This window comes from Pseudomonas sp. S2_F07 (assembly GCF_054668325.1).
On the sequence record NZ_CP162758.1, the window covers coordinates 4386018 to 4408391 of the forward strand.

At 61.0% G+C, this 22374-nt stretch carries 17 protein-coding genes and 1 riboswitch; of the genes, 9 read left to right on the forward strand and 8 right to left on the reverse strand.

Going from position 1 to position 22374, the window contains the following annotated elements; all coding sequences use genetic code 11:
* The 3 genes from AB4O40_RS19890 to AB4O40_RS19900 are packed head-to-tail and all read left to right on the forward strand — an operon-like array spanning position 1 to position 3475.
* Entirely contained in the window at positions 1 to 1443 is a 1443-nt protein-coding gene (locus AB4O40_RS19890; RefSeq protein ID WP_460053582.1) for a PIG-L deacetylase family protein, read from the forward strand.
* On the forward strand, positions 1440 to 2594 hold the full coding sequence (locus tag AB4O40_RS19895) for a glycosyltransferase family 4 protein (RefSeq protein ID WP_056725537.1): 1155 nt from the start codon (positions 1440 to 1442) through the stop codon (positions 2592 to 2594). The genes AB4O40_RS19890 and AB4O40_RS19895 overlap by 4 nt, the downstream gene beginning before the upstream one ends.
* Positions 2591 to 3475: a glycosyltransferase gene (locus AB4O40_RS19900; protein WP_056725534.1), complete on the forward strand. Its 885-nt coding sequence runs from the start codon at positions 2591 to 2593 to the stop codon at positions 3473 to 3475. The genes AB4O40_RS19895 and AB4O40_RS19900 overlap by 4 nt, the downstream gene beginning before the upstream one ends.
* Positions 3476 to 3520: 45 nt before the next feature.
* Here the strand turns inward: AB4O40_RS19900 and AB4O40_RS19905 are convergent, their stop codons facing one another.
* Both AB4O40_RS19905 and AB4O40_RS19910 read right to left on the reverse strand, forming a co-directional pair.
* Entirely contained in the window at positions 3521 to 4744 is a 1224-nt protein-coding gene (locus AB4O40_RS19905; protein ID WP_056725531.1) for an acyltransferase family protein, read from the reverse strand.
* Complete coding sequence (locus AB4O40_RS19910) at positions 4744 to 6606, reverse strand: O-antigen ligase family protein (protein WP_056725529.1); 1863 nt, start codon at positions 6604 to 6606, stop codon at positions 4744 to 4746. Before AB4O40_RS19910 ends, AB4O40_RS19905 begins: the two co-directional genes overlap by 1 nt.
* A gap of 154 nt (positions 6607 to 6760) precedes the next feature.
* On the opposite strand from AB4O40_RS19910, the gene msbA reads away from it, so the two are divergent.
* Positions 6761 to 8563, forward strand: a complete 1803-nt coding sequence (gene msbA / locus AB4O40_RS19915; RefSeq protein ID WP_056725526.1) for a lipid A export permease/ATP-binding protein MsbA — start codon at positions 6761 to 6763, stop codon at positions 8561 to 8563.
* Between the two features lie 252 nt (positions 8564 to 8815).
* The gene (gene hldE / locus AB4O40_RS19920) at positions 8816 to 10237 is read left to right on the forward strand and encodes a bifunctional D-glycero-beta-D-manno-heptose-7-phosphate kinase/D-glycero-beta-D-manno-heptose 1-phosphate adenylyltransferase HldE (protein ID WP_046039763.1); all 1422 of its coding nucleotides are present in this window, start codon (positions 8816 to 8818) and stop codon (positions 10235 to 10237) included.
* 156 nt (positions 10238 to 10393) lie between these two features.
* Here hldE and AB4O40_RS19925 read toward each other — a convergent pair whose 3' ends face one another.
* The 4 genes from AB4O40_RS19925 to AB4O40_RS19940 all read right to left on the reverse strand — a co-directional run bounded on the left by AB4O40_RS19925 (position 10394) and on the right by AB4O40_RS19940 (position 13856).
* Positions 10394 to 11359 (reverse strand): metal ABC transporter ATPase, encoded by a 966-nt coding sequence (locus AB4O40_RS19925; RefSeq protein ID WP_223541741.1) that lies wholly within the window; start codon positions 11357 to 11359, stop codon positions 10394 to 10396.
* Positions 11360 to 11391: 32 nt separating this feature from the next.
* Positions 11392 to 12204 carry an aldo/keto reductase gene (locus AB4O40_RS19930; RefSeq protein ID WP_223541740.1) on the reverse strand — a complete coding sequence of 271 codons (813 nt, stop codon included), beginning with the start codon at positions 12202 to 12204 and terminating at the stop codon, positions 11392 to 11394.
* Positions 12201 to 13376 (reverse strand): NAD(P)/FAD-dependent oxidoreductase, encoded by a 1176-nt coding sequence (locus AB4O40_RS19935; protein WP_223541739.1) that lies wholly within the window; start codon positions 13374 to 13376, stop codon positions 12201 to 12203. Before AB4O40_RS19935 ends, AB4O40_RS19930 begins: the two co-directional genes overlap by 4 nt.
* A gap of 147 nt (positions 13377 to 13523) precedes the next feature.
* The gene (locus tag AB4O40_RS19940) at positions 13524 to 13856 is read right to left on the reverse strand and encodes a DMT family transporter (protein WP_015093202.1); all 333 of its coding nucleotides are present in this window, start codon (positions 13854 to 13856) and stop codon (positions 13524 to 13526) included.
* Positions 13857 to 13959: 103 nt separating this feature from the next.
* Between AB4O40_RS19940 and AB4O40_RS19945 the strand changes: the two genes are divergently transcribed.
* Positions 13960 to 14880: a LysR family transcriptional regulator gene (locus AB4O40_RS19945; protein ID WP_460053579.1), complete on the forward strand. Its 921-nt coding sequence runs from the start codon at positions 13960 to 13962 to the stop codon at positions 14878 to 14880.
* Positions 14873 to 16150: a lipid IV(A) 3-deoxy-D-manno-octulosonic acid transferase gene (gene waaA, locus AB4O40_RS19950; protein WP_223541738.1), complete on the forward strand. Its 1278-nt coding sequence runs from the start codon at positions 14873 to 14875 to the stop codon at positions 16148 to 16150. Before AB4O40_RS19945 ends, waaA begins: the two co-directional genes overlap by 8 nt.
* Positions 16151 to 16250: 100 nt before the next feature.
* On the opposite strand, the gene AB4O40_RS19955 is transcribed toward waaA, so the two are convergent.
* Positions 16251 to 17690: a TolC family outer membrane protein gene (locus AB4O40_RS19955; protein ID WP_056725518.1), complete on the reverse strand. Its 1440-nt coding sequence runs from the start codon at positions 17688 to 17690 to the stop codon at positions 16251 to 16253.
* Positions 17691 to 17895: 205 nt separating this feature from the next.
* Positions 17896 to 18001: riboswitch (TPP riboswitch) on the forward strand.
* Between the two features lie 165 nt (positions 18002 to 18166).
* On the opposite strand from AB4O40_RS19955, the gene thiC reads away from it, so the two are divergent.
* Together thiC and cytX are read left to right on the forward strand one after the other, a co-directional pair.
* Positions 18167 to 20056: a phosphomethylpyrimidine synthase ThiC gene (gene thiC, locus AB4O40_RS19960; protein WP_056725516.1), complete on the forward strand. Its 1890-nt coding sequence runs from the start codon at positions 18167 to 18169 to the stop codon at positions 20054 to 20056.
* Between the two features lie 159 nt (positions 20057 to 20215).
* Positions 20216 to 21508, forward strand: a complete 1293-nt coding sequence (gene cytX, locus AB4O40_RS19965; RefSeq protein WP_414914211.1) for a putative hydroxymethylpyrimidine transporter CytX — start codon at positions 20216 to 20218, stop codon at positions 21506 to 21508.
* On the opposite strand, the gene AB4O40_RS19970 is transcribed toward cytX, so the two are convergent.
* On the reverse strand, positions 21477 to 22223 hold the full coding sequence (locus AB4O40_RS19970) for an RsiV family protein (RefSeq protein ID WP_102669298.1): 747 nt from the start codon (positions 22221 to 22223) through the stop codon (positions 21477 to 21479). The two genes, cytX and AB4O40_RS19970, sit on opposite strands and share 32 nt — an antisense overlap.
* Positions 22224 to 22374: the final 151 nt, after the last annotated feature.

Here is a 22374-nt window from a genome sequence, read left to right on the forward strand (position 1 = left end):
ATGAGTCGCAAACAGCAACTGCTCAAGCGCCATCGGCGCAATAAACGTATCGGCCTGCTGATTGCGCTGGTGCTGTTGATCGTCATTGGCGTGCTGGTGGCCTGGTGGTTGCCGCTGGTGCTGGCGGTTCTGGGCTGGATTGCCCACGAAGCCTGGTTTGCCGACCATCTGTTCTACTCACCGAAAGACGATTATCAGTACAGCTTTCCCCCCTACACGCCCCAGCCCAAGGTGCACCTCAACGGTGAACATTTGCGGCTGGACGAGGGCGTGATGCTGGTCGACGACGCGACGCTGGTGCTGGCCCTGCGGGTAAAAAGCACCTGGCTGGGTCGTTTTTTCGATCCGCTGGTCGAGTTGGCGGGGGGTGAAAACCCTGACCGGCAAACCTTCGAACGGGGCGTAAACGGCCTGCGTTACCTCAATCTCAGCGGTCAGGCTCAGGCGCTGTCCCGTGGTGACCTGCGCTTGCGCGGGCGTTTCTGTCGCGTGTTCGGTGAGCCTGTGCTCTGGGCGCTGGAGCACCCGGATTACCGGCGCCAGCGGGTTATGGTCGTCGCGCCCCACGCCGATGACGCCGAACTGGCGGCCTACGGTTTGTACAGCCAGGCCGACGAAACCTGGATCGTCACACTGACAGCGGGTGAAATCGAAGCCGGACACTACCGGCAGATGGGGCTGAACAAGGTCGATGCGGCCCGCTTGAAAGGCCGTCTGCGCACCTGGGACAGCATCGCCGTGCCACGTTGGGCCGGTGTGCCCGAGGCCCGCTGCGTACAACTGGGTTATTTCTGTCTGCAACTGGCGAGCATGCAGGCCGCGCCTGCGGTGGCGGCAGGGTCGCGGGAAGCGGACCTGAGCGATACCCGGCTGTTCCGTCAGTTGAATCCTTTCACGCTGCCCGGCGATGCCGATGGCGCGCCGACCTGGAACAATCTGCTGGCGGATCTGCGTGAGTTGCTGCTGCGGGCCCGTCCCGAGGTCATCGTTTTGCCGCATCCGACCCTCGATCCGCATCCCGATCATATCTGCGCCCAGGCTGCAGTCCTCGAAGCCTTGCAAGGCCTGGACTGGCAGCCGTCCACGCTATTGGGTTATGCCAACCACCTGCACGACAACGACCGCTGGCCGATGGGCGATACCGGTGATGGCATCGCCTTGCCGCCTGCTTTCGATCCGGCCCAACCGATGCAGCCTTATTGCCTGCCCTTGCCGCTGGAGCAACAGCGCGACAAGGCCATGGCGTTGGGCATGATGCACGACCTGCAGCCGGCGATGCCGTTCAAGCGTCGCTTGCGTCGGTTGATACAACGTTTGTTGGCCGGCCGGTTGCCGCCCACTTATGGCGAGAACGAATTCTTTCGCAAGGCCGTCCGGCGCCACGAGCTTTTGTGGTCCGTCAAGCACACACCAGGCAACGTTTCTCAGCGGGGAGAGTTATGAGTCAGCGGTCAAAGGTCCTGCAACTGCAGCCTGACTACAACGTCAAAGCCCATGATTTCGCCGACCTCGCGGAGCAAATCGTCAAGGCCCTGCCCAGCGATCGCTATGAGGTGACGGCTGCGTTTCTGCGCGGCAAGCCCGGGCCGGGCGAAGCGGTGAGCCGGGCTGATCGTTCGGTGTACTTCGAATTTTCCGACAAATCCCTCAAGGGCATGCGCCTGCGGGCCATGTGGCAGCTGTACAAGTTCTGCCGCCGGGAAAAATTCGATGTGGTGATCTGCAACCGCTTCAAGCCGGTGAACATGATGCTGGCGCTCAACCGCTGGTTGAAAGTGCCGTTGTGCATCGGCATTTCCCACGGCTTTGGCGAGTACGACCGTTTTTACCGGCGCCGCCAGACCCAGCGCCTGATCGATCGTCACTGGCGCTTCGTCGGCGTGTCGCCTGCGGTGAAACAGTATCTTCTGGACTGTGACTGCGGCTTCACCGACCAGAATACCTACGCCATCACCAATGCCATCGACATCGAGCAAGCCGAAGGCCTGCAACACAGCCGTGAAAAGGCCCGTGAAATGTTGGGCATCGATCCGTCGGTGCGGCTGATCGGTGCGTTGGGGCGACTGGTGCCGGTCAAGGGGCATGTCTATTTGCTGCAGGCCTTTGCCGCACTCAAGGACAAATACCCCAATACCCAGCTGGCGATCATCGGCGCCGGCCGCGAAGAGTCGCGCCTGGCCGCGGAAATCGACCGCCTCGGCCTAAGTGGCCGCGCCCATTTGCTGGGGTTCAAGGAAATTGCCCTGCAGTACATCCGCGCTTTCGATATCTGGACCATGCCTTCTTTGGCCGAAGGCCTCGGGCTGGCGCTGCTTGAAGGCATGAGTGGGCATTTGCCGGTGATTGCCTCGAACGTGCCGGCCATGTTGCCGCTCATCGAGGGGGCCGGTGGCCTGGCGATTACGCCGAAGGATGTGCCGACGTTGCAGGCGGCGCTGGACACTTACCTTGGCCTTTCGGATGACGAGCTCAAGGCCAAGGGCGAGCAGGCTTTTCGTTATTTGCAACAACACCATGACATCGAGGAGTTCCGTCGCGAATACCTCAACCTGATCGACTCCGGCCTGGAACAGGCCCGCAAGGAACAGCCATGAACGACGCGCAACCCATCGTCACGGTCATTATCGCGTCGTACAACCACGCCCCTTACATCGAGGAAAGCATTCTCAGCGTCCTCAACCAGACCTACCGGAACATCGAGTTGCTGGTGGTCGACGATGGCTCGAAGGATGACAGCGTCGAGCGGATCAAGGCGTTGCAGGCTGTTCATGGTTTCGACTTCCGGGTTCAGGAAAACCAGGGGCTGACCAATACCCTCAACGGTGCGATTGCCCGGGCAAAGGGCAGCCTGATCGTGCCGTTCGGTTCGGATGACATCATGCTGCCGGAGCGAATCGCCACCCAGGTCGCGCATATGGACGGCAAGCCAGAGGTCGGCATTTGCGCCGGTAATATCGAACTGATCGATGCCGACGGCAATCTTTACCCCGAGAAGCGCCAGCGCCGGGATGTGCCGTTCCGTCGCCTGGACTTCGATGACATGTTCCTGGAGCGCAAGCCCTATCCTCCGGCACCCACCCTGATGATCCGTCGCGAAGCGCTGGACAAGGTGGGCGGTTTCGACCCGACCATTCGCCTGGAAGACTTGCTGATCGAATTGAAGGTGACCCATGCCGGCTACTTCATCGATGGTCTGAATGTGTTGATGGCGCGCTATCGCAAGCATGCCACCAACTCCTACAAGAACCACCGCTTCATGATCGACAGCATCCTGCGCACCTACGCGCTCTTCAGCGATCACCCGCTGTATGACGAGGTGCGCTACAAGTTTCTCAATTCCATGTTCCTCAAGACCGCCAACCGTGATCGCAAGCTGGCGCGGGAGTTGCTGGCGCAGATTCCGTTCAAGGCCTGGAACAAGAAAACCTGGCGTGGGTTGGGCCGTATGTATTTCTCACGGGTGGAGAAAGACTGAGCCAAAGGCTGGATTCAAGGGGGCGTGATATGCCGCGACCATTGCTCAACGTTGTTGAGCCGTCTCCTCGGGAAGTTCTTTCCCCGGTTTCCTGTTCTGGCGCAACCAGTGCAGGGTTTTCTTGCCGGCATTGATGCCGGGCTTTTCGATGTACAGGTAAGTCAGGCTGCCGATGATGATCAGCAGGCAACTGCACGCGGCCATCAACGGCAGGAAGACCCAGGCTTGCCGGGCGTCAAGGTGCAATATCGGCGGTAGTCGCTGCACCAGTACCCAGAGCACGAAGCCGTGCAGCAAATACGTGCTGTAGCTGATTTCCCCCAGCCAGCGGATGCTGCGTGGTCTCAGGGCGCCGAACAAAGTGTTGCCGGAGGCCACGATCACAAAGAACAGTGAAAGCAGCAACAACGCTCCCAGGTTGAATGCCCGGTTGAATGCTGTAAAGGCGATCGCCAAGGCGAGCAGGGCGATGATGCCCGCCAGCGGAGACAGGCTCCAGGCGACCCATTGTGGACGGCGAATCCAGTACGCCGCAGCGATGCCTCCGAGGAAGCTGGCCAGGAAGTGCTTTTTCAGCGAGTGTTCCCAGCCGACCACCTGGTACAGGGTGTAAATGCCGATCAGGCACAGCACTGTCTGCATCCAGCCGCCGCGATAGATGAACACCATGGCGGCCAGTGGCAGGGCCAGGTAGAAAAACACCTCGTACCCCAGCGTCCAGGTGACGTTGGAGATCAGCATGCCGGTCTGCTGGTACTGGTTGACGTCTGGCCGGTCGAAGATCAGCCAGGCCAGGGTCTGGCCAATGAGTTGGGTGCCGGAGTCCTTGAGTTCCCAGTCCTGCAAATAGAACACACAGGCAAACACGGTCAACATCAGCGGCAGGTAGAGCGGGTAGAGGCGAAACAGTCGGGATACCGCAAATGCCAGCCAGTCGTGTTGCCGCCCGTGGGTGAGCAGGCGGTCCCAGAACAGAAAGCCGGTGATCATGAAAAAGAGGGCGACGCTGCCCTGGCCGAGCTGCGAGTAGAAGTTGCTCGGCGGAAAATCGATCACACCGGTTTGCAGAAAAATCCAGGTAATGATCGAGTGATGGACAAACACGCCGAAGGCCAGATACCCGCGTAAGCCGTCGATGCCGGCAAAGCGGCTTTCGCCGGAGTGCTCCAGCTGTCGGGTGAATCTCGGCACACTGCGCAACAATAGCGCAGCGGTCGCGATGGCGAGCAGGTAAGCCGTCATCGCGATCAGCGGGTTGGTTTCTATCATCAGTGAGCCTGGGCTGGAGGACTCCCGGCCAGCACGTGCCTGTGCAAATTATCCACGTCGGCTTTCGAAGCCGTCGCGGCGTATCCCAGCAGCAGCGCTTCGAAGTGATCCTCGAACAACCAATGCCGATCTGATGCGTAGCGCTGCATGTGGCGCAGATTACGCCGACGAAGGGAAGGGCTCAATGCCGAGGGGTAAATTCGCAGGTCGGCCAGGTCGATCAGGCCGAACTCGCCGTCCTCCAGCACCAGCACATTGCCCAAGTGCAGGGAGCGGAAGTAGACCCCCTGCTGGTGCAGTTGAGCCATGAATTTACCGAAGCGCTCCACCAGTGCCTGGCGCACCGCCGGGGCGGTGATGCCTTGCAGGATCTGGCGCAGCGTGTTGCCCGGCAACGGGGAGTAATGCACAGCGGTGCTGCCGTCTTCGAACCGGTAAAGATCGAGGATGTGCGGTGTCGGAATGCCCATGCTGCGCAGTTGCACGCTATTGACGGCAAAACGGTCGGAGTAGGGCGTGAAACTACCCGAGGTATACCAGCGGCGGCGGCGGAACAGCTTGAGAAAACTGCCATCACTCAGGCGCAGGACCTTGGGGCCAAGACCATCCTCTTCGATGATCCGGGCATCGGCAGTCAGCTGTTGCAGGGTGCCTGGTGTCGCGGTCCTGATTGGCATGTCCAGCAGGCGCCGGGCCCGTTGATTGATGCTCAATGCGGCAATCAGCGCCAAGGGGATCCACAGCAGGAACCAGTGCTCCTTGGGGCGAGAGATGATCCCGCCACCTTCAGTCAGGCCCGCGCCGATACCGAAGGCCAGCCAGGCTGAGGCAATGATAAACAGCGGTTGCACGCGATGGCGCCGGCTGCTGATGAAGCCCCATGCGAGAAAGAACAGCCATGGCAGCAGGCCGATAATGCCGACGTAGTAGAGCACGCCCAAGACAAAGCTATGGGGCTCCTGAAGGTTGTAGCCTACGCCGGGGTCCAGTCTCAGTACGGCGTTGTAGCCGTGCCCGATCCATGGGTGCTCGGCGATCCGGTCCAGGGTCAATTGCCAGAGCTCGATGCGGAAGGAACTGCCTCTTTCGAAGATTTTGTCCGCAAATAACGCGAAAGTCGCAGTACCGGCGAAGAACATGGCGCCAAGCATGAACACCGAGCGTCGATTCCAGCAGATGAAACACAGCCATAGCGCAGCCAGCGTCAGTGCAACCAGTGGGGTCCTGGAGCCGGTGGCCAGCACTGCGGCGAACATGATCGCCATCGCCGGTACGCTCAGCCAAAGTATCTGGCGTCGCTTGCAGGTCATGCTCAGGCTGAGCCAGTAGGTGCAAAAAAAGCCGAAAACGTGGGAGCTGAGCAGTGGGTTGTCGAAAGCGCCTACACCGATCAGGCGCATTTCCGGTTGATAGATCTGGTCGAACCTGTACAGGTTGTAGGCAGAAATGACCAGTGCCACCGTCGCGGCGCAGAACAGCAGGGGCTGGATGATTTCGCTGCGAAAGCGCACCAGCAGGTAGCAGCCAACAAACAGCAACAAGGTGTGCAATGGCGGTTTGAACTGGCCAAAGTCGATGTCGTCGTCTGGCCTCCAGCACAGGCTGAGCAGTGCCCACGCCATAAACAGCAGGACTGCAATGACGATCGGTTCGCGCAGCAACTCTTTGCCGAGCCGCGGCCGCAGGCACAGCGCAAACAGTGCTGGAATGCTGAACAGGCCATAGTAAAGCTTGTGATGCACACTGCGTCCCGGCAGGAAAAACAGCGCACAAAGCAGCAATAAATAACCGAGCGGAAGGATCCACAAACAAATGAAATCGAAGATTCTGTTGGACGTGCTGTTCAAAGCGTTTAATTGCATGCTGGGTAACTTATTCCTGAATTGAGCGACCATACCAAGGCAGGGACATCTGGTGGCTATTTGACGCGCCACAATACACAGACTGTATGCGATTGCCAGAACCCTGGGGAAGCTGTGGTAAAGTCAGCGTCCTTTTCATCGACATTCGCGTGATATGACCGACTCCAGTCTCTGCGCAAGCCCATCGAGCTTGAAAATCTACTTCCGCCTGCTCGGCTATGTCCGGCCGTATATCAGCCTGTTCCTGATCAGCATCGTCGGTTTTCTGATTTTCGCTTCGACGCAGCCAATGCTGGGCTACATCCTGAAGTACTTCGTCGACGGTCTATCCAATCCTGAAGCGGTGCTGTTTCCAACCGTGCCCTACCTGCGGGATCTGCAACTGCTACAGGCGGTGCCGTTGTTGATCATCCTGATCGCCGCGTGGCAGGGGTTGGGATCGTACCTGGGCAACTATTTCCTGGCCAAGGTTTCCCTGGGCCTGGTCCATGACTTGCGGGTCCAGTTGTTCAACAACCTGCTGGTGTTGCCAAACCGGTATTTCGACAAGCATAACTCGGGGCACCTGATTTCCCGTATCACCTTCAACGTGACCATGGTCACGGGGGCGGCAACAGATGCGATCAAGGTCGTAATCCGTGAAGGCATGACGGTGATCTTCCTGTTTGCCTCGCTGTTGTACATGAACTGGCGCCTGACGCTGGTCATGGTCGCCATCCTGCCGCTGATCGCCCTCATGGTGCGCACGGCCAGCAAGAAATTCCGCAAGCAGAGCAAGAAGATCCAGCTGGCCATGGGGGACGTGACGCATGTGGCGTCCGAAACGATCCAGGGCTATCGCGTGGTGCGCAGCTTTGGCGGTGAAAAGTACGAAGAGAAACGCTTCTTCGATGCCAGCCAGGGCAACACCGACAAGCAATTGCGCATGACCCGCACCGGCGCCATCTACACGCCGTTGCTGCAACTGGTGATCTACACCGCCATGGCCGTGCTGATGTTCCTGGTGCTGTTCCTGCGGGGCGATGCGTCCGCTGGCGACATGGTGGCCTACATCACCCTTGCTGGCCTGCTGCCCAAGCCGATTCGCCAGCTGTCCGAAGTCAGCTCGACCATCCAGAAGGGCGTGGCCGGTGCCGAAAGTATCTTCGAGCAACTGGATGTCGAGCCTGAAGTCGATACCGGCACCGTCGAGCGTGATGTCGTCAGCGGTCGCCTGGACGTGCGCAACCTCAGCTTTACCTACCCTGATACCGAGCGTCAGGTGCTCAATGACATCAGTTTCTCGGTCGAGCCCGGGCAAATGGTGGCGCTGGTGGGGCGTTCGGGCAGCGGCAAGTCGACCCTGGCCAATCTGATTCCGCGTTTCTATCACCACGACAAGGGCGAAATCCTCATCGATGGCGTCGAAGTGGAACAGTACAAGCTGTTGAACCTGCGTCGGCATATCGCCCAGGTGACTCAGCACGTGACCCTGTTCAGCGACACCGTGGCCAACAACATCGCTTATGGCGACCTGGCTGGCGCACCCCGTGAAGACATCGAGAAAGCGGCCAAGGATGCCTACGCGATGGACTTCATTGCCCAATTGCCCGAAGGCCTGGACACCCAGGTCGGGGAAAACGGCGTGCTGCTGTCCGGTGGCCAGCGCCAGCGCCTGGCGATTGCCCGGGCACTGTTGAAGAATGCTCCGCTGCTGATTCTCGATGAGGCGACTTCGGCACTCGATACCGAGTCCGAGCGGCATATCCAGGCAGCCCTGGATCATGTCATGAAAGGTCGCACCACGCTGGTGATCGCTCACCGCCTGTCGACCATCGAGAAGGCCGACCTGATCCTGGTCATGGATCAGGGGAAAATCGTCGAGCGCGGCACCCATGAACAACTGCTGGCGCAAAACGGCTACTACTCGCGCCTCAACGCGATGGGCCTCGACGCCCCGGCCGAAGACATCGCCTGACCCCGAAAGGGCGAGCCTGGCTCGCCCTTTCACACTCCTGGCGTGCAACGCGTCCGGTGATTTGTATCCAGACCATTACGCTTCTTGACCAAGCCGGAATAAATCTCGGCAACGTGCTGTCGTCTGGCGGATTTTTTGCTCAAAAAATGAGCAATAAACCCCGGCGAATCATCCGGTTGCAGCCACCGCACTAGCCGACACCAACCCTGTGTTAATATCGCGCCCCTGTTCATTCTGTATGTGGGTTGCACCATGAAGTTGTCCATGCCGCGATTCGATCAAGCCCCTGTCTTGGTAGTCGGCGATGTCATGCTCGACCGTTACTGGCATGGTGGTACCTCACGGATTTCTCCTGAGGCACCGGTGCCGGTGGTCAAGGTCGATCACATCGAAGACCGCCCGGGCGGTGCTGCCAACGTTGCCTTGAACATTGCCGCCCTGGGGGCTCCAGCCTCGCTGGTCGGTGTAACCGGCGACGATGAAGCCGCCAACAGCCTGGTCAACAGCCTCAAGGGCGCCGGCGTGCGGGCCATCTTCCAGCGCATTGCGCACCAGCCGACCATCGTCAAGCTGCGGGTCATGAGCCGCCACCAGCAACTGCTGCGTATCGACTTCGAAGAACCCTTCGCCACCGACGCGCTGGCGCTGGCCGCGCAGGTCGACGAGTTGCTCGAAGGCATCAAGGTGCTGGTGCTGTCCGACTACGGCAAAGGCGCGCTGAAAAACCATCAGGCGCTGATCCAGGCCGCCCGTGCCCGTGGCATCCCGGTGCTGGCCGATCCCAAGGGCAAGGATTTCTCGATCTACCGCGGGGCGAGCCTGATCACGCCAAACCTCAACGAATTCGAAACCATCGTCGGTGGTTGCGCCGACGAGCACGAATTGGTGAGCAAGGGCGCGCAGTTGATGCACGACCTGGACCTCGGTGCCTTGCTGGTGACCCGTGGCGAGCACGGCATGACCTTGCTGCGCCCGGATCATCCGGCGCTGCACCTGCCGGCCCGGGCCCGTGAAGTGTTCGACGTGACCGGTGCCGGTGACACAGTGATTTCCACCCTGGCGGCCGCGATTGCCGCTGGCGAAGAACTGCCCCATGCGGTGGCCCTGGCTAACCTGGCGGCGGGTATCGTGGTCGGCAAACTGGGTACGGCAGCCATCAGTGCACCGGAACTGCGTCGTGCGATTCAGCGCGAGGAGGGTTCCGAGCGTGGAGTGCTGGGTCTTGAACAGCTGTTGCTGGCGGTCGATGACGCCCGCGCGCACAACGAGCGGATCGTGTTCACCAACGGTTGCTTCGACATCCTGCACGCCGGTCACGTGACCTATCTGGAACAGGCGCGGGCCCAGGGCGATCGCCTGATCGTGGCGATCAACGACGATGCATCGGTCAGCCGCCTGAAAGGGCCGGGCCGTCCGATCAACAGTGTCGACCGGCGCATGGCCGTACTGGCCGGCCTGGGGGCGGTTGACTGGGTGATCAGCTTCTCGGAAGGCACTCCGGAAAACCTGCTGAGCGCGGTCAAGCCGGACGTGTTGGTCAAGGGCGGCGACTACGGGATCGACCAGGTGGTCGGCGCGGACATTGTGACGGCCTACGGCGGTACCGTGAAAGTGCTGGGGCTGGTGGAAAACAGCTCCACTACTGCCATTGTCGAGAAGATCCGCAAGTCTTGATTGTGGCGAGGGAGCTTGCTCCCGCTGGGTCGCGTAGCGGCCCCAAAGCCATGCACCGCGGTTTTTCAGGCGGACCGCGTCTGGTGGTTTCACGACTGCTGCGCAGCCGAGCGGGAACAAGCTCCCTCGCCACAAAAGCCCCGCTCCTGGTTCTTGCTATCGTGCCGCCTTGCGCGGCACAATTTTCTTCAGCAGCAATTTGGCCTTGCCGCGCAATCGCGCCAGGCCCGAATCCTTCCCCGGCGGGGTCAGACCCTGCTGCCTCACCCAGTCCTTCCAGCGAATTCGTTCGTCGCGAACCAGCCAGCCCTCCTGTCGGGCAAAACTCTCGGCCAGGTACAGTCCGCGCGTGCTGGCAGGGTATAGCTGATCCTTTTTCAAGGTGTAGAGCTCAGCCATCGGGTGGCCGTCCTGCAAGGGCATCAAGTACAGATCGGGGCGCTTGCGGTCGAGGCGGGCGACGAGTTGATCACCTTCCAGTCGTTCGTCGACATGGAACAGGCTCAGGGATTTGGCATCCTTGGGAACGTCCAGGCGCAAGTCGTAGATCAGTTGCAGCGAGGCGGTTGGCAAATGCACGTAAGCCCGCGGGCGCTCTATCAGCATCAGGTTGGCGCAACGTACCGGCCGCGCCGAGCCGGACAGTGGCGACAAGCGAAACGGCAGGGCTTCGCGGTAATGCAGGGCGGCCGAGTAGGGCGTCGGCAGCCAGGTGTCATTGAAGCGCCCACCGAGCCAGCCTTCCGGGGTTTCCAACAGGCACTCTTCGGCTATCTCCTGGATCGCCGTGTGCAAGGGCAGGTTCAGTTCATGGGCCGGCACGTACCCGGAGATCAGCTTGAGCACCACATCGCCGCGGTCCTGCCGGCGTTGGCGCACCAGCACCCAATAGTCGCGATTCTGCCAATGCAGGGTCAGGCGCACCGAAACCCCGAGGTTGGCCAGTTCCAGGGCAAACCGTTCGCTGTCGCCAACCGTCACCGGCCGACGACGTTGCAGGGTCTGGGAGAAATTCAGCGGCCTGCCGACGCTCTGGTAAGCCAGGCCTTCGGGGGTCGCTTCGACGAATAACGGCAGGGTCTTGAAGTTGCTCGGGTTCTTTCTGATGAGCGTACGCGACATGTCGGCTCCTGCTTAAGGCCGCGTGGGCGGCGTCAGTGGCTACGTAGGACCTGGGCAACGGTCGCGACATTGTGGGCGAGGTGCAGCGGATTGATGGTCCCGACAATAGCACTGGCAACACCCGGATGTTCAAACAACAACTCGAAACTGGCGCGCACCGGATCCACGCCCGGACTCAGGCAGACATGACCACTGGCGAGGGCTTTCTTGACCAGAATGGCTTTGCCGTGTGCAGCAGCATAGTCAATGACGGCCTTCTCGTTTTGTTCGTTGAGATTGTAGGTGACCATCGCGCAGTCGCCTTGCTCGAGCGCTTTCAGGCCGCCGTCGACGGTTTTGCCGGAAAAGCCGAAACCGAGAATCTTGCCTTCGGCCTTGAGCTCGGCGAGGGTGTCATAGACTTCGCAGTCATTGAGGATCGCCAGGTCATTACCATCGGAGTGAACCAGCACCAGGTCGATGAAGTCTGTTTCCAGGCGTTGCAGGCTGCGCTCCACCGACATACGTGTGTGTGCGGCGCTGAAATCGTGACGGGACTGGCCGTCGGCAAACTCTTCGCCGACCTTGCTGACAATCACCCAATCCTGACGCTGGCCGCTCAGCAACGGGCCCAGGCGTTCTTCGCTGCGACCGTAGGCCGGGGCGGTATCGATCAGGTTGATGCCCAGGTCGCGGGCGAGTTTGAGCAGCATGCGTGCTTCGTCGTCATCGGGAATCTGGAAGCCGTTGGGGTACTTCACCCCTTGGTCGCGGCCCAGTTTCACCGTGCCCAGGCCCAGGGGGGAAACCAGCAGGCCGGTGCTGCCCAGCGGGCGATGCAAGTCGTGCAGGGTCGGTTGGCTCATGGCAGCAGTTGCTCCCAGGCGGGTACGCCCATCGGTGGCTTAGGCAGTTCAGGCAGCGCTGCCGGGTGGCTTGGCCGGATACCGTCGCGGGTCAGGCTGGCGATGACGCGGTCGGCGAAGTCCGGTGCCAGGGCGAGCTTGGTCGGCCAGCCCACCAGCAGTCGACCTTCCTCGGCCACAAAGGCGTTGTCGGGACGGGTCAGGCCTGATTGCAGCGGTTCGGCGCGATCCACGCGCAAGGTCGCCCATTGCACCGTGCTCAGGTCGATCCATGGCAGCAATTGGCCGAGTTCTTTCTGTGCGGTGGCGATCTGCTCGGCGGGTTCACGGGTCACGCCTTCGGATTCCGCGATATCGCCGCCCAGGTACCAGACCCATTGGCCATCCGCCGCCGGGTGCGTGGTCACGGTGATGCGCGGTTTGGTGCCACCACCCAGGCAGTGGGCGTACAGCGGTTTGAGGCTTGGCCCCTTGGCGATGATCATGTGCAACGGGCGGCGCTGCATGGCGGGCTGGCTCAGGCCCAGCGTTTCGAGCAATGCCGCGGTTCCGGCGCCGGCGCTCAGGACGATGCGCTGGGCACGGATCTCGCGCTCGTCCACCTTCAGGCCGACCAGCACGCCGCCTTCGAGCAGCGGCTCGATCGTCTGGCCGGCGAGCAAGCCATCGCCGGCCAGGTCGGCCAGGCGCTGGATCAGGCTCGGCACATCGACCACCAGTTCCGCCAGGCGATAGACCTTGCCCTTGAAGCGCTTGTCTTGCAGGGCTGGCGGCAATTGCTCGCCCTTGACCTGATCGACGCGACCGCGCACGGCTTTGCTGGCAAAGAAACTGGTGAGGTTGCCGGCGAGGGTGCCGGGGGACCAGAGGTAATGGGCTTCGGACAGCAGGCGTACGCCGGACAGGTCCAGCTCGCCGTTACCGGCCAAGGCTTCACGCCAGCGACGTGGCATGTCGGCGATGGCTTCCGAGGCACCGGTCAGGGCACCATGCAGCGCGTATTTGGCGCCGCCATGGATGATGCCCTGGGACTTCACGCTCTGCCCGCCGCCGAGGCTGGCGCTTTCCACCAGCACGGTCGAAAAACCCTGGCGACGCAGGCGCGCATTCAGCCAGAGGCCGGCGACACCAGCGCCGACAATCAGCACGTCGGTGGAAATAACGGATGGCATTCGGCGACCTCAGTGTTCAAGACGAGGGCGCAGTATACAGATTCATGGATTGGAGCTGAGACGGGAAAAGGATCGCAGCCTGCGGCAGCTCCTACGGGTGGGTCCGGTCTGCCTTTGTAGGAGCTGCCGCAGGCTGCGATCTTTTTATCAATGCCCGGCAGTCTTGGAGAACAGCTGGATAACCACGACGCCCAGCACAATCAACGCCATCCCCAGCATCGCCGGCACGTCCAGCTTCTGCCCATAGATAAACAGCGCGGCGACGCTGACCATCACGATCCCCATGCCGGCCCACACGGCGTACGCCACGCCCACCGGAACGCTGCGCACCACCAGGGTCAACATCCAGAAGGCGATCCCGTAACCGACGATGACCAGCACCAGTGGCAGCGGGGTGCTGAAGCCTTTGACCGCTTTCATCGAAACAGTGGCAATCACTTCGGCGCAGATGGCTATGGCCAGGTAGTAGTAAGCGGTCATGGGTCAATCCTCGTGTGAAGTGTTGCTCTCTGAGGTCGGCATTCTAGAGATTCGCCAGATGCGGTAAAGTCATTACCTATCTGTTTAGAAGATGGGTTGGGCCATGAGCATGCAATGGAATCTGGAGCAGCTGCGGTTGTTTGTCAGCGTAGCGGAGCAGCGTTCGTTTTCTGCCGTGGCGCGGGATCAGCGCAAGGCGCAGTCGGCGGTCAGCAGTTCGATAGCGTTGCTGGAAGAAGACCTGGGCGTCAGCCTGTTCGACCGCAGCAGCGGTCGTCAGCCGAAACTCACTGAAGCCGGTACCGCTTTGCTGGACGAAGCGCGGGAAGTATTGCGCCAGTGCGAACGACTCAATGGCCGGGCGCTGGCGATGATGCGCGGGCAGGAAGCGCGACTGCGTGTGGCGCAGGATGAGGCGATGCCTTATCAGCCGATCATCGAAAGCTTCGAGGCCCTGGCGGAAAAATTTCCCAGCCTTGAAGTGCAGTTGACCAGCGCCGCCCAAGGCGATGTGGCGCGCAAACTAGTGGAGCGGCGCGCCGACTTGGGGTTGCTGTTCTTTCACGATCAGATTCCCGAGGCGCTTGAGCGGCGGGTGCTGGGCAGCGTGGAAATGGTTACGGTGTGCGGCAAGGATCATCCGTTGGCGCGCAAAAGTGCAGTGGACGGCCAGCAGCTGGCGCAACATCGGCAGTTGCTGATGTCCACGGAGTCGAGCATTTATCCCGGCAGTGATCCGGCCAGCCCGCAGGTCTGGCGTGCCGACAGTTTCTATGTGATGGCCGAATGGCTGGTGCGCGGCCTCGGCTGGGCCTGGTTGCCGCGCCACGTAGTGCAGTACCCGACCTATCAGAACCAGATGGTCGAGCTGGTCAGCGAGTGGACCCCGCCGGCCCTGGTGGTGGAGCTGGTATGGCGCCGGGATGAACCGCTCGGTCCGGCCGCGCGCTGGCTCGCCGAACGTTTTGCCGTGCACTTGCAGGCGATAGGCGAAAAAGCCGATAAACTCCGCCGCCATGAATAGAACTCTCTACACCGCGCTGTTTTATCTGGGGCTGCCATTGGTAGCGATTCGGCTTTGGCTGCGCGCGCGCAAGGCGCCGGCTTATGCCAGGCGTATCGGCGAGCGCTTTTCCTACGGAATGCCGGCGATGAAACCGGGCGGCATCTGGGTGCACGCCGTGTCGGTGGGCGAAAGCATTGCGGCCGCGCCGATGATCCGCGCCTTGCTGGCGCGTTATCCGGATCTGCCGATCACCGTGACCTGCATGACGCCGACCGGTTCGGAACGCATCCATGCACTGTTCGCCAATGAGCCGCGCATCCAGCACTGTTATCTGCCTTACGACCTGCCTTGCGCTGCCCGGCGCTTCCTCGATCGGGTCCAGCCGAAACTGGCGGTGATCATGGAAACCGAACTGTGGCCCAACCATATCCATCAATGCGCCAAGCGCGGGATCCCCGTGGCACTGGCCAATGCGCGGCTGTCCGAGCGTTCGGCCAGGGGCTATGGCCGGTTCCCCAGGCTGACCCAGCCGATGCTGGCCGAGATGAGCCTGTTCGCGGTGCAGACCGAAGCCGAGGCGCAACGCTTGCGCAACCTGGGCGCCCGGAACGAAACCGTCGAAGTAACCGGTTCGATCAAGTTCGACCTGACCATCGACCCGCAACTGCTGGAACGCGCTGTTGAACTGCGCGGGCAATGGCGGGCACTGGAACGACCGGTGTGGATCGCGGCCAGTACCCATGACGGCGAAGACGAGGTGGTGCTGGCGGCTCATCGTCAGTTGTTGGCCAGTCACCCCGATGCCCTGCTGATTCTGGTACCGCGTCATCCGGAGCGCTTCAATTCGGTGTTCGGGTTGTGCCAGCAACAGGGGTTTGCCACGGTCCGCCGTTCCAGTGGCGATGCGGTCAGCGCAAATACTTCAGTGCTGCTGGGCGACACCATGGGCGAGTTGCTGTTTCTCTACGCCCTGGCTGACAGCGCATTCGTCGGCGGCAGCCTGGTGCCGAATGGCGGGCATAATTTGCTGGAGCCAGCAGCCTTGGCTAAACCGGTATTGAGCGGTCCGCATCTTTTCAACTTCCTCGAAATTGCCGCGCAGTTGCGCACTGCCGGGGCGTTGCAGGAAGTGGAGGATGCCGAAGGGCTGGCGGTGGCGGTGCAGCGGCTGTTCGAACTGCCGCGAGATGCGCAGCGCATGGCAGAGGCCGGGTTGAAAGTGATGCGCACCAATCAGGGCGCATTGCAGCGCTTGCTGGACGGGTTGGGGCGGTTGATCGGCCAATAGACCGAGTCGTCGGACAGAAAAGGATCGCAGCCTGCGGCAGCTCCTGCACGGGATTGATATTCATCCTGTAGGAGCTGCCGCAGGCTGCGATCTTTGGTTTTTACTGATCAGGTCGCGCTTTCAACTGCTCCTCTGCCGCCTTGGCCAGATCCGGTGGCAGGAAGTCCTTGTCCGGGTTGTAGTTCGGATTGAGCCAGCGTGCCAGGACTTGCAGATCCCCCGGATTCAACGTGCCGGCCTGTTGCTTCAAGCGCAGGTTGTCGAGGATGTAGTCGTAACGGGTGTTGTTGTAGTCGCGTACCGAGGTGTAGAGCTGACGCTGCGCATCCAGCACGTCGACGATGTTTCGCGTACCCACCTGATAGCCGATTTCAGTCGCTTCCACCGCGCTCTGGTTGGAGATGATCGATTGCTTGCGCGCCTGTACCTGCTCGACATCGGTGTTCACCGCGCGGTGCAGGTCACGGGTGTTTTCCACGATGCTGCGGCGCAGGGATTCGCGTTGCTGCTCGGTCTGGTCCAGTTGTGCATAGGACTGACGCACCTGGGAGTTGATCAGGCCGCCGCTGTAGATCGGGATATTCAGTTGCAGGCCCACGGTCGTTTGCTCGACGTTGCCGCCGTAGGGTTGGCCCAAGGGAACCGGATTGCTGAAGCCCAGCGCATCGTTGTCGCCTTTCTCGTACTTGGCGACCGCGTCAACCGTTGGCAAGTGCCCGGACCTGCGCTGCTTGACAGTTTGTTCGGCGGCGCTGACGGCATAGTTGCTGGCCAACAGATTGAGGTTCTGCCTGCCCGCGGTTTCGACCCAGGCCTTGGCGTCGTTCGGTACTGGCGGCAGGATCGGCAGGTTATGGCTGATGCCCCAGATCGAGTTGTACTGGCGGTTGGTCAGGGTGATCAATGCTTCAAAGGCGTCGTCCACCTGGCGCTGCGCAACGATGCGGTTGGCGCGTGCGGTGTCGTAGCTGGCCTGTGAGTTCAATACGTCGGTCTTGTCCGAGAGGCCGACATCGAAACGCTCGTTGGATTGATCGAGCTGGCGTTTGAACGCCGCTTCTTCGGCCTTTGTCGAGGCCAGGTTGTCCTGGCTGCGCAGCACGTTGAAATAGCTGTCAGCGGTTTGCAGGATCAGGTTTTGCTCGGTCGCCGAAAGTTGCAGGGCAGCCTGTTCGTTGACTTCCTTGGCGGCCTGGAACTGGAACCAGCGATCGGCGCGGAACAAAGGTTGCGCCAAAGTGGCCTGGTAGGAATGAGCATCGCGGTTGGTCGTGCCCGAAGGTTGATCGAGCGACGTACGCACCTCGGCAACATTGGCGCCGCCCGAGAGGTTCGGCAGCAGCCCGGCGCGGGCCTGGGGCACGACTTCTTTCTGCGCGCCGTATTGGGCGATGGCAGCCGCCAGGTCGGCGTTGTTGTTGACGGCTTCCTGATAAACGCTGACCAGGTCCGTCTTGGCCGATAAGGGCGCATCTGCTGCCCAGGCCATTCCGTTGGACGCACAAGACACGGCGAGGGCCAGTGAGAGTTTGCGCAGCATAGACGATCCCTAGAATTGATATTACAGAGGTAATTTGAGCGCCAAGGCTAAGGCCATGGTTTGACAGCGTCAATGAGCGGCTCAGCGTAGCGAGTGTAGTTGTGCATTGGGGCCGCAACAATCCTGATACTGCGTGTAATTACGCCATTCATCACGGTAATTGCAGTGGGGTTGGCGTTCTTTGCCAGTTGTGTCTAGACTGGCCGGGTTCTTGTCGGGGTGCCTTGCTATGAGGCTGAGATCGAATAATTTCGGATCCCGTTGAACCTGATCAGGTTAGCGCCTGCGTAGGGAACAAGATTTCTCGTCACCCGGCGAGTCCTCTTGTGCTTCGTCCGGGATGTTGTTCGACAATCGAACACCCCTCGAGCACTGAGCACAGCACAGCTGGTTTCTCCAGCGCCCGTGCGTCCATTCGTTTACAGGTTCGCTCCGACAAAAATCCACTGCCTGGATGTGTGTCTGGAGAGCCCGTGATGACTACAAAATCAAAAATCGCCACCAACCTGAGTGACTCGGCCAAGGTCGATCAGCAATCGGTTCAGCCGTTTACCCGCTCGCAAAAAATCTATGTCCAGGGCACTCGCCCGGACATCCTCGTGCCGATGCGCGAAATCAGCCTTGATGTGACGCCGACCGACTTCGGCGGCGAGATCAATGCACCGGTCGTGGTGTACGACACCTCGGGCCCGTACACCGACCCCAACGTCATCATCGACGTGCGCAAAGGCCTGGCCGACGTGCGTTCGCCGTGGATCGAATCCCGTGGCGACACCGAGCGCCTGAGCGGCCTGAGTTCGAATTTCGGCCAGGAACGCCTTGCCGATCCTGAGCTGACAAAGCTGCGCTTCGCCCACGTCAACAACCCGCGTCGCGCCAAGCCGGGCGCCAACGTCAGCCAGATGCACTACGCGCGCCAAGGCATCATCACCGCCGAGATGGAATACGTCGCCATCCGCGAAAACATGAAGCTGGAAGTGGCCCGCGCCGCCGGCCTGCTGGACCAGCAACACGCCGGCCACAGCTTCGGCGCCAGCGTGCCGAAAATCATCACCCCCGAATTCGTCCGTGACGAAATCGCCCGTGGCCGCGCGATCATTCCGGCCAACATCAACCACACCGAACTGGAACCGATGATCATCGGCCGTAACTTCCTGGTGAAGATCAACGGCAACATCGGCAACAGCGCCCTGGGTTCGTCCATCGAAGAAGAAGTGGCGAAACTGACCTGGGGCATTCGCTGGGGTTCGGACACGGTCATGGACCTGTCCACCGGCAAGCACATCCACGAAACCCGCGAGTGGATCATCCGTAACTCGCCGGTGCCGATCGGTACGGTGCCGATCTACCAGGCCCTGGAAAAAGTCGGCGGCGTGGCCGAAGACCTGACCTGGGAGCTGTTCCGCGACACGCTGATCGAACAGGCCGAGCAGGGCGTCGACTACTTCACCATCCACGCCGGCGTGCTGTTGCGCTACGTGCCGATGACCGCCAAGCGCGTGACCGGCATCGTCTCCCGTGGCGGTTCGATCATGGCCAAGTGGTGCCTGGCGCATCACAAAGAGAACTTCCTCTACACCCATTTCGAAGACATCTGCGAAATCATGAAGGCCTACGACGTCAGCTTCTCGCTCGGCGATGGCCTGCGTCCGGGCTCGATTGCCGACGCTAACGACGAAGCGCAGTTCGGCGAACTGGAGACCCTTGGCGAGCTGACCAAGATTGCCTGGAAGCACGACGTGCAGTGCATGATCGAAGGCCCGGGCCACGTGCCGATGCAGTTGATCAAAGAGAATATGGACAAGCAGCTGGAGTGCTGCGACGAGGCGCCGTTCTACACCCTCGGCCCGCTGACCACCGACATCGCACCGGGCTACGACCACATCACCTCCGGCATCGGTGCGGCGATGATCGGCTGGTTCGGTTGCGCCATGCTCTGCTACGTGACACCGAAGGAACACCTGGGCCTGCCGAACAAGGATGACGTGAAGACCGGGATCATCACCTACAAGATCGCCGCGCATGCCGCCGATCTGGCGAAGGGGCACCCGGGCGCACAGATCCGCGACAATGCCTTGAGCAAGGCGCGTTTCGAATTCCGCTGGGAAGACCAGTTCAACCTGGGCCTGGATCCGGACACCGCGCGTTCGTATCACGATGAAACCCTGCCGAAGGATTCGGCCAAGGTCGCGCATTTCTGCTCGATGTGCGGGCCGAAATTCTGCTCGATGAAGATCACCCAGGAAGTCCGCGAGTATGCGGCCAACCAACGGATCGAAGCGGTCGACGTGGACGTTGCCCAGGGCATGGCCGAACAGGCCGAGCGCTTCAAGCAGGAAGGCAGTCAGCTGTATCAGAAAGTTTGATCTGAGCTGAAGTCGGCGGTGTTTTCACCGCCGCCATCGCGAGCAAGCTCGCTCCCACATTGGAATGCATTCCTCTGTGGGAGCGAGCTTGCTCGCGATGGCGTCAGACCAGTCAGCGAAGATCCGAATAACAAAATGTGTCCCTCTGAGATAACACCCTTGAGCATTCAACCCAGCACTTATTCTCCCGATATCGCGGTGCCGACCGACAATCGTGTGTTCGGCGGTCGCGACCTGTTTTCCCTGTGGTTCTCCCTCGGCATCGGCCTGATGGTGTTGCAGACCGGCGCATTGCTCGCGCCAGGCCTGGGCCTGTCCGGTTCGTTGCTGGCGATTTTCCTCGGCACCCTGGTCGGCGTTTTGCTGCTGGCCGCGGTTGGCGTGATTGGCAGTGACACTGGCCTGTCGTCGATGGCCGCGCTCAAGCTCAGCCTCGGTGCCAAAGGCGCGAGCCTGCCGGCGGTGCTGAACCTGCTGCAATTGATCGGCTGGGGTTCGTTCGAAATCATCGTCATGCGCGACGCCGCCAGTCTGTTGGGCGCAAAGGCGTTCAGCGACGGTAGCTGGCTGTCCAATCCGATAATGTGGACGCTGTTCTTCGGTGCGCTGGCGACCCTGTTGGCTGTCAGCGGCCCGTTGACGTTCGTCCGGCAGATCCTGCGCAAATGGGGCATCTGGCTGCTGCTGGCCGCGTGCACCTGGTTGACCTGGAACCTGTTCGCCAAGGCTGATCTGGCCGCATTGTGGGCCCAGGCCGGTGACGGTTCGATGCCGTTCGCCGTGGGTTTCGACATCGCCATTGCCATGCCGCTGTCGTGGTTGCCGCTGATCGCCGACTACTCGCGCTTCGGCAAGCGGGCGAAAAACGTCTTCGGTGGCACCGCCATCGGTTTCTTCATCGGTAATTTCTGGCTGATGAGCCTGGGCGTGGCCTATACCCTGGCGTTCGCGCCGAGCGGTGAAGTCAATGCCTTGCTGCTGGCGCTGGCCGGTGCCGGCCTGGGGATTCCGCTGCTGCTGATTCTTCTGGATGAATCGGAAAACGCCTTTGCCGATATTCACTCGGCGGCGGTGTCCAGCGGGATTCTGTTGCGCGCCAAGGTCGAGCACCTGGCCCTGGCCATCGGCGTTATCTGCACGCTGATTGCCCTGCTGGCGCCGTTAGCCCAGTACCAGAACTTCCTGCTGCTGATCGGCTCGGTGTTTGCGCCGTTGTTCGGCGTGGTGCTGGTTGACCACTTCATCCTGCGCAAGCGCAGCGCCCAGGTGGCCTCGGCCGCACTGCGCTGGCCGGCGCTGCTTGCCTGGCTGGGCGGGGTCAGCACCTATCACTTGTTGGCCAACCTGTATCCGGATATCGGCGCAACCCTGCCGGCACTGGTCGTGGCAGGGTTGCTCCAGCTAGTGCTGGGCCGGGCCTTCAGTTACGGCCGGGAAACAGCTCGGGCTTGATGATGCCGTTCAGGCGAGGGTAGGGGATCTTCAGTTCGACATGGCCCAGCGCGTAAGGCGCGATGGTGCTGGTTTCGTACTTGAGGATCACCCCGCCGTAGGTCAGCGCCACGTTCTGGGTTTTCTGGAACGGCCAGCTCTTCACGAACTCCGGTTCCTGATCGAGCTTGGTGCTGATCAGCCAGCTGTTGTGTGCCACTTGCGCGGCTTTCCAGAATGCGTCTTCCTGCCCTGGCACCAGCATGTCCGACAGTGTCAGCACTTTATGCTGTTGGCGTGAATAGTTGATGAAACCTCGTCCTGGGGTGCCGTGGGCACCGCCGGTGTCCAGGTAGCTGGACAATTCGACGATCACCAAGCCGTCATGCTGCTCACGTACCTTTGCCTGCAGATAGCTGCTGAAGCGCGGGCCGGCGGTGCGTAAAAACTCTTCGCGATAGGCCGCCAGGGTCGGGGCAACCGGCGCGTCGGGCGAGGTGCGGGTCATTTGCAGCAGGCGCTTTTCGATGATTCCGTCCAGCGCAGGCTCGTCCGGGAAGTGCAGGGTGTCGATGTTGACCAGCGGGCAATCCGGATTGCTGCAACCGGGCTTGAGTTGCTCGGAGGCGTCGCGGGTGGTCTCCAACGGCGTCCGGTAGTTGGGCTGGAACAGGCTCGCGCAAGCGCCCAGGGTCAGGGCGATAGCGGCCACGGAGGCGATTTTGAAAAGCGACATGAGCGTCCTTTCTGAAACAGGGGAAGGCAAAAAGTTACCGGCTTCGACTCTCAACAAAGCAGTCAGTTCGCCACTAAGCTAATTAGAGTGGGTTTCGCCCTCACCGTCCATCCCGCTGACAGGAAAGGGGCTGCATCAAACGTCACGGGCG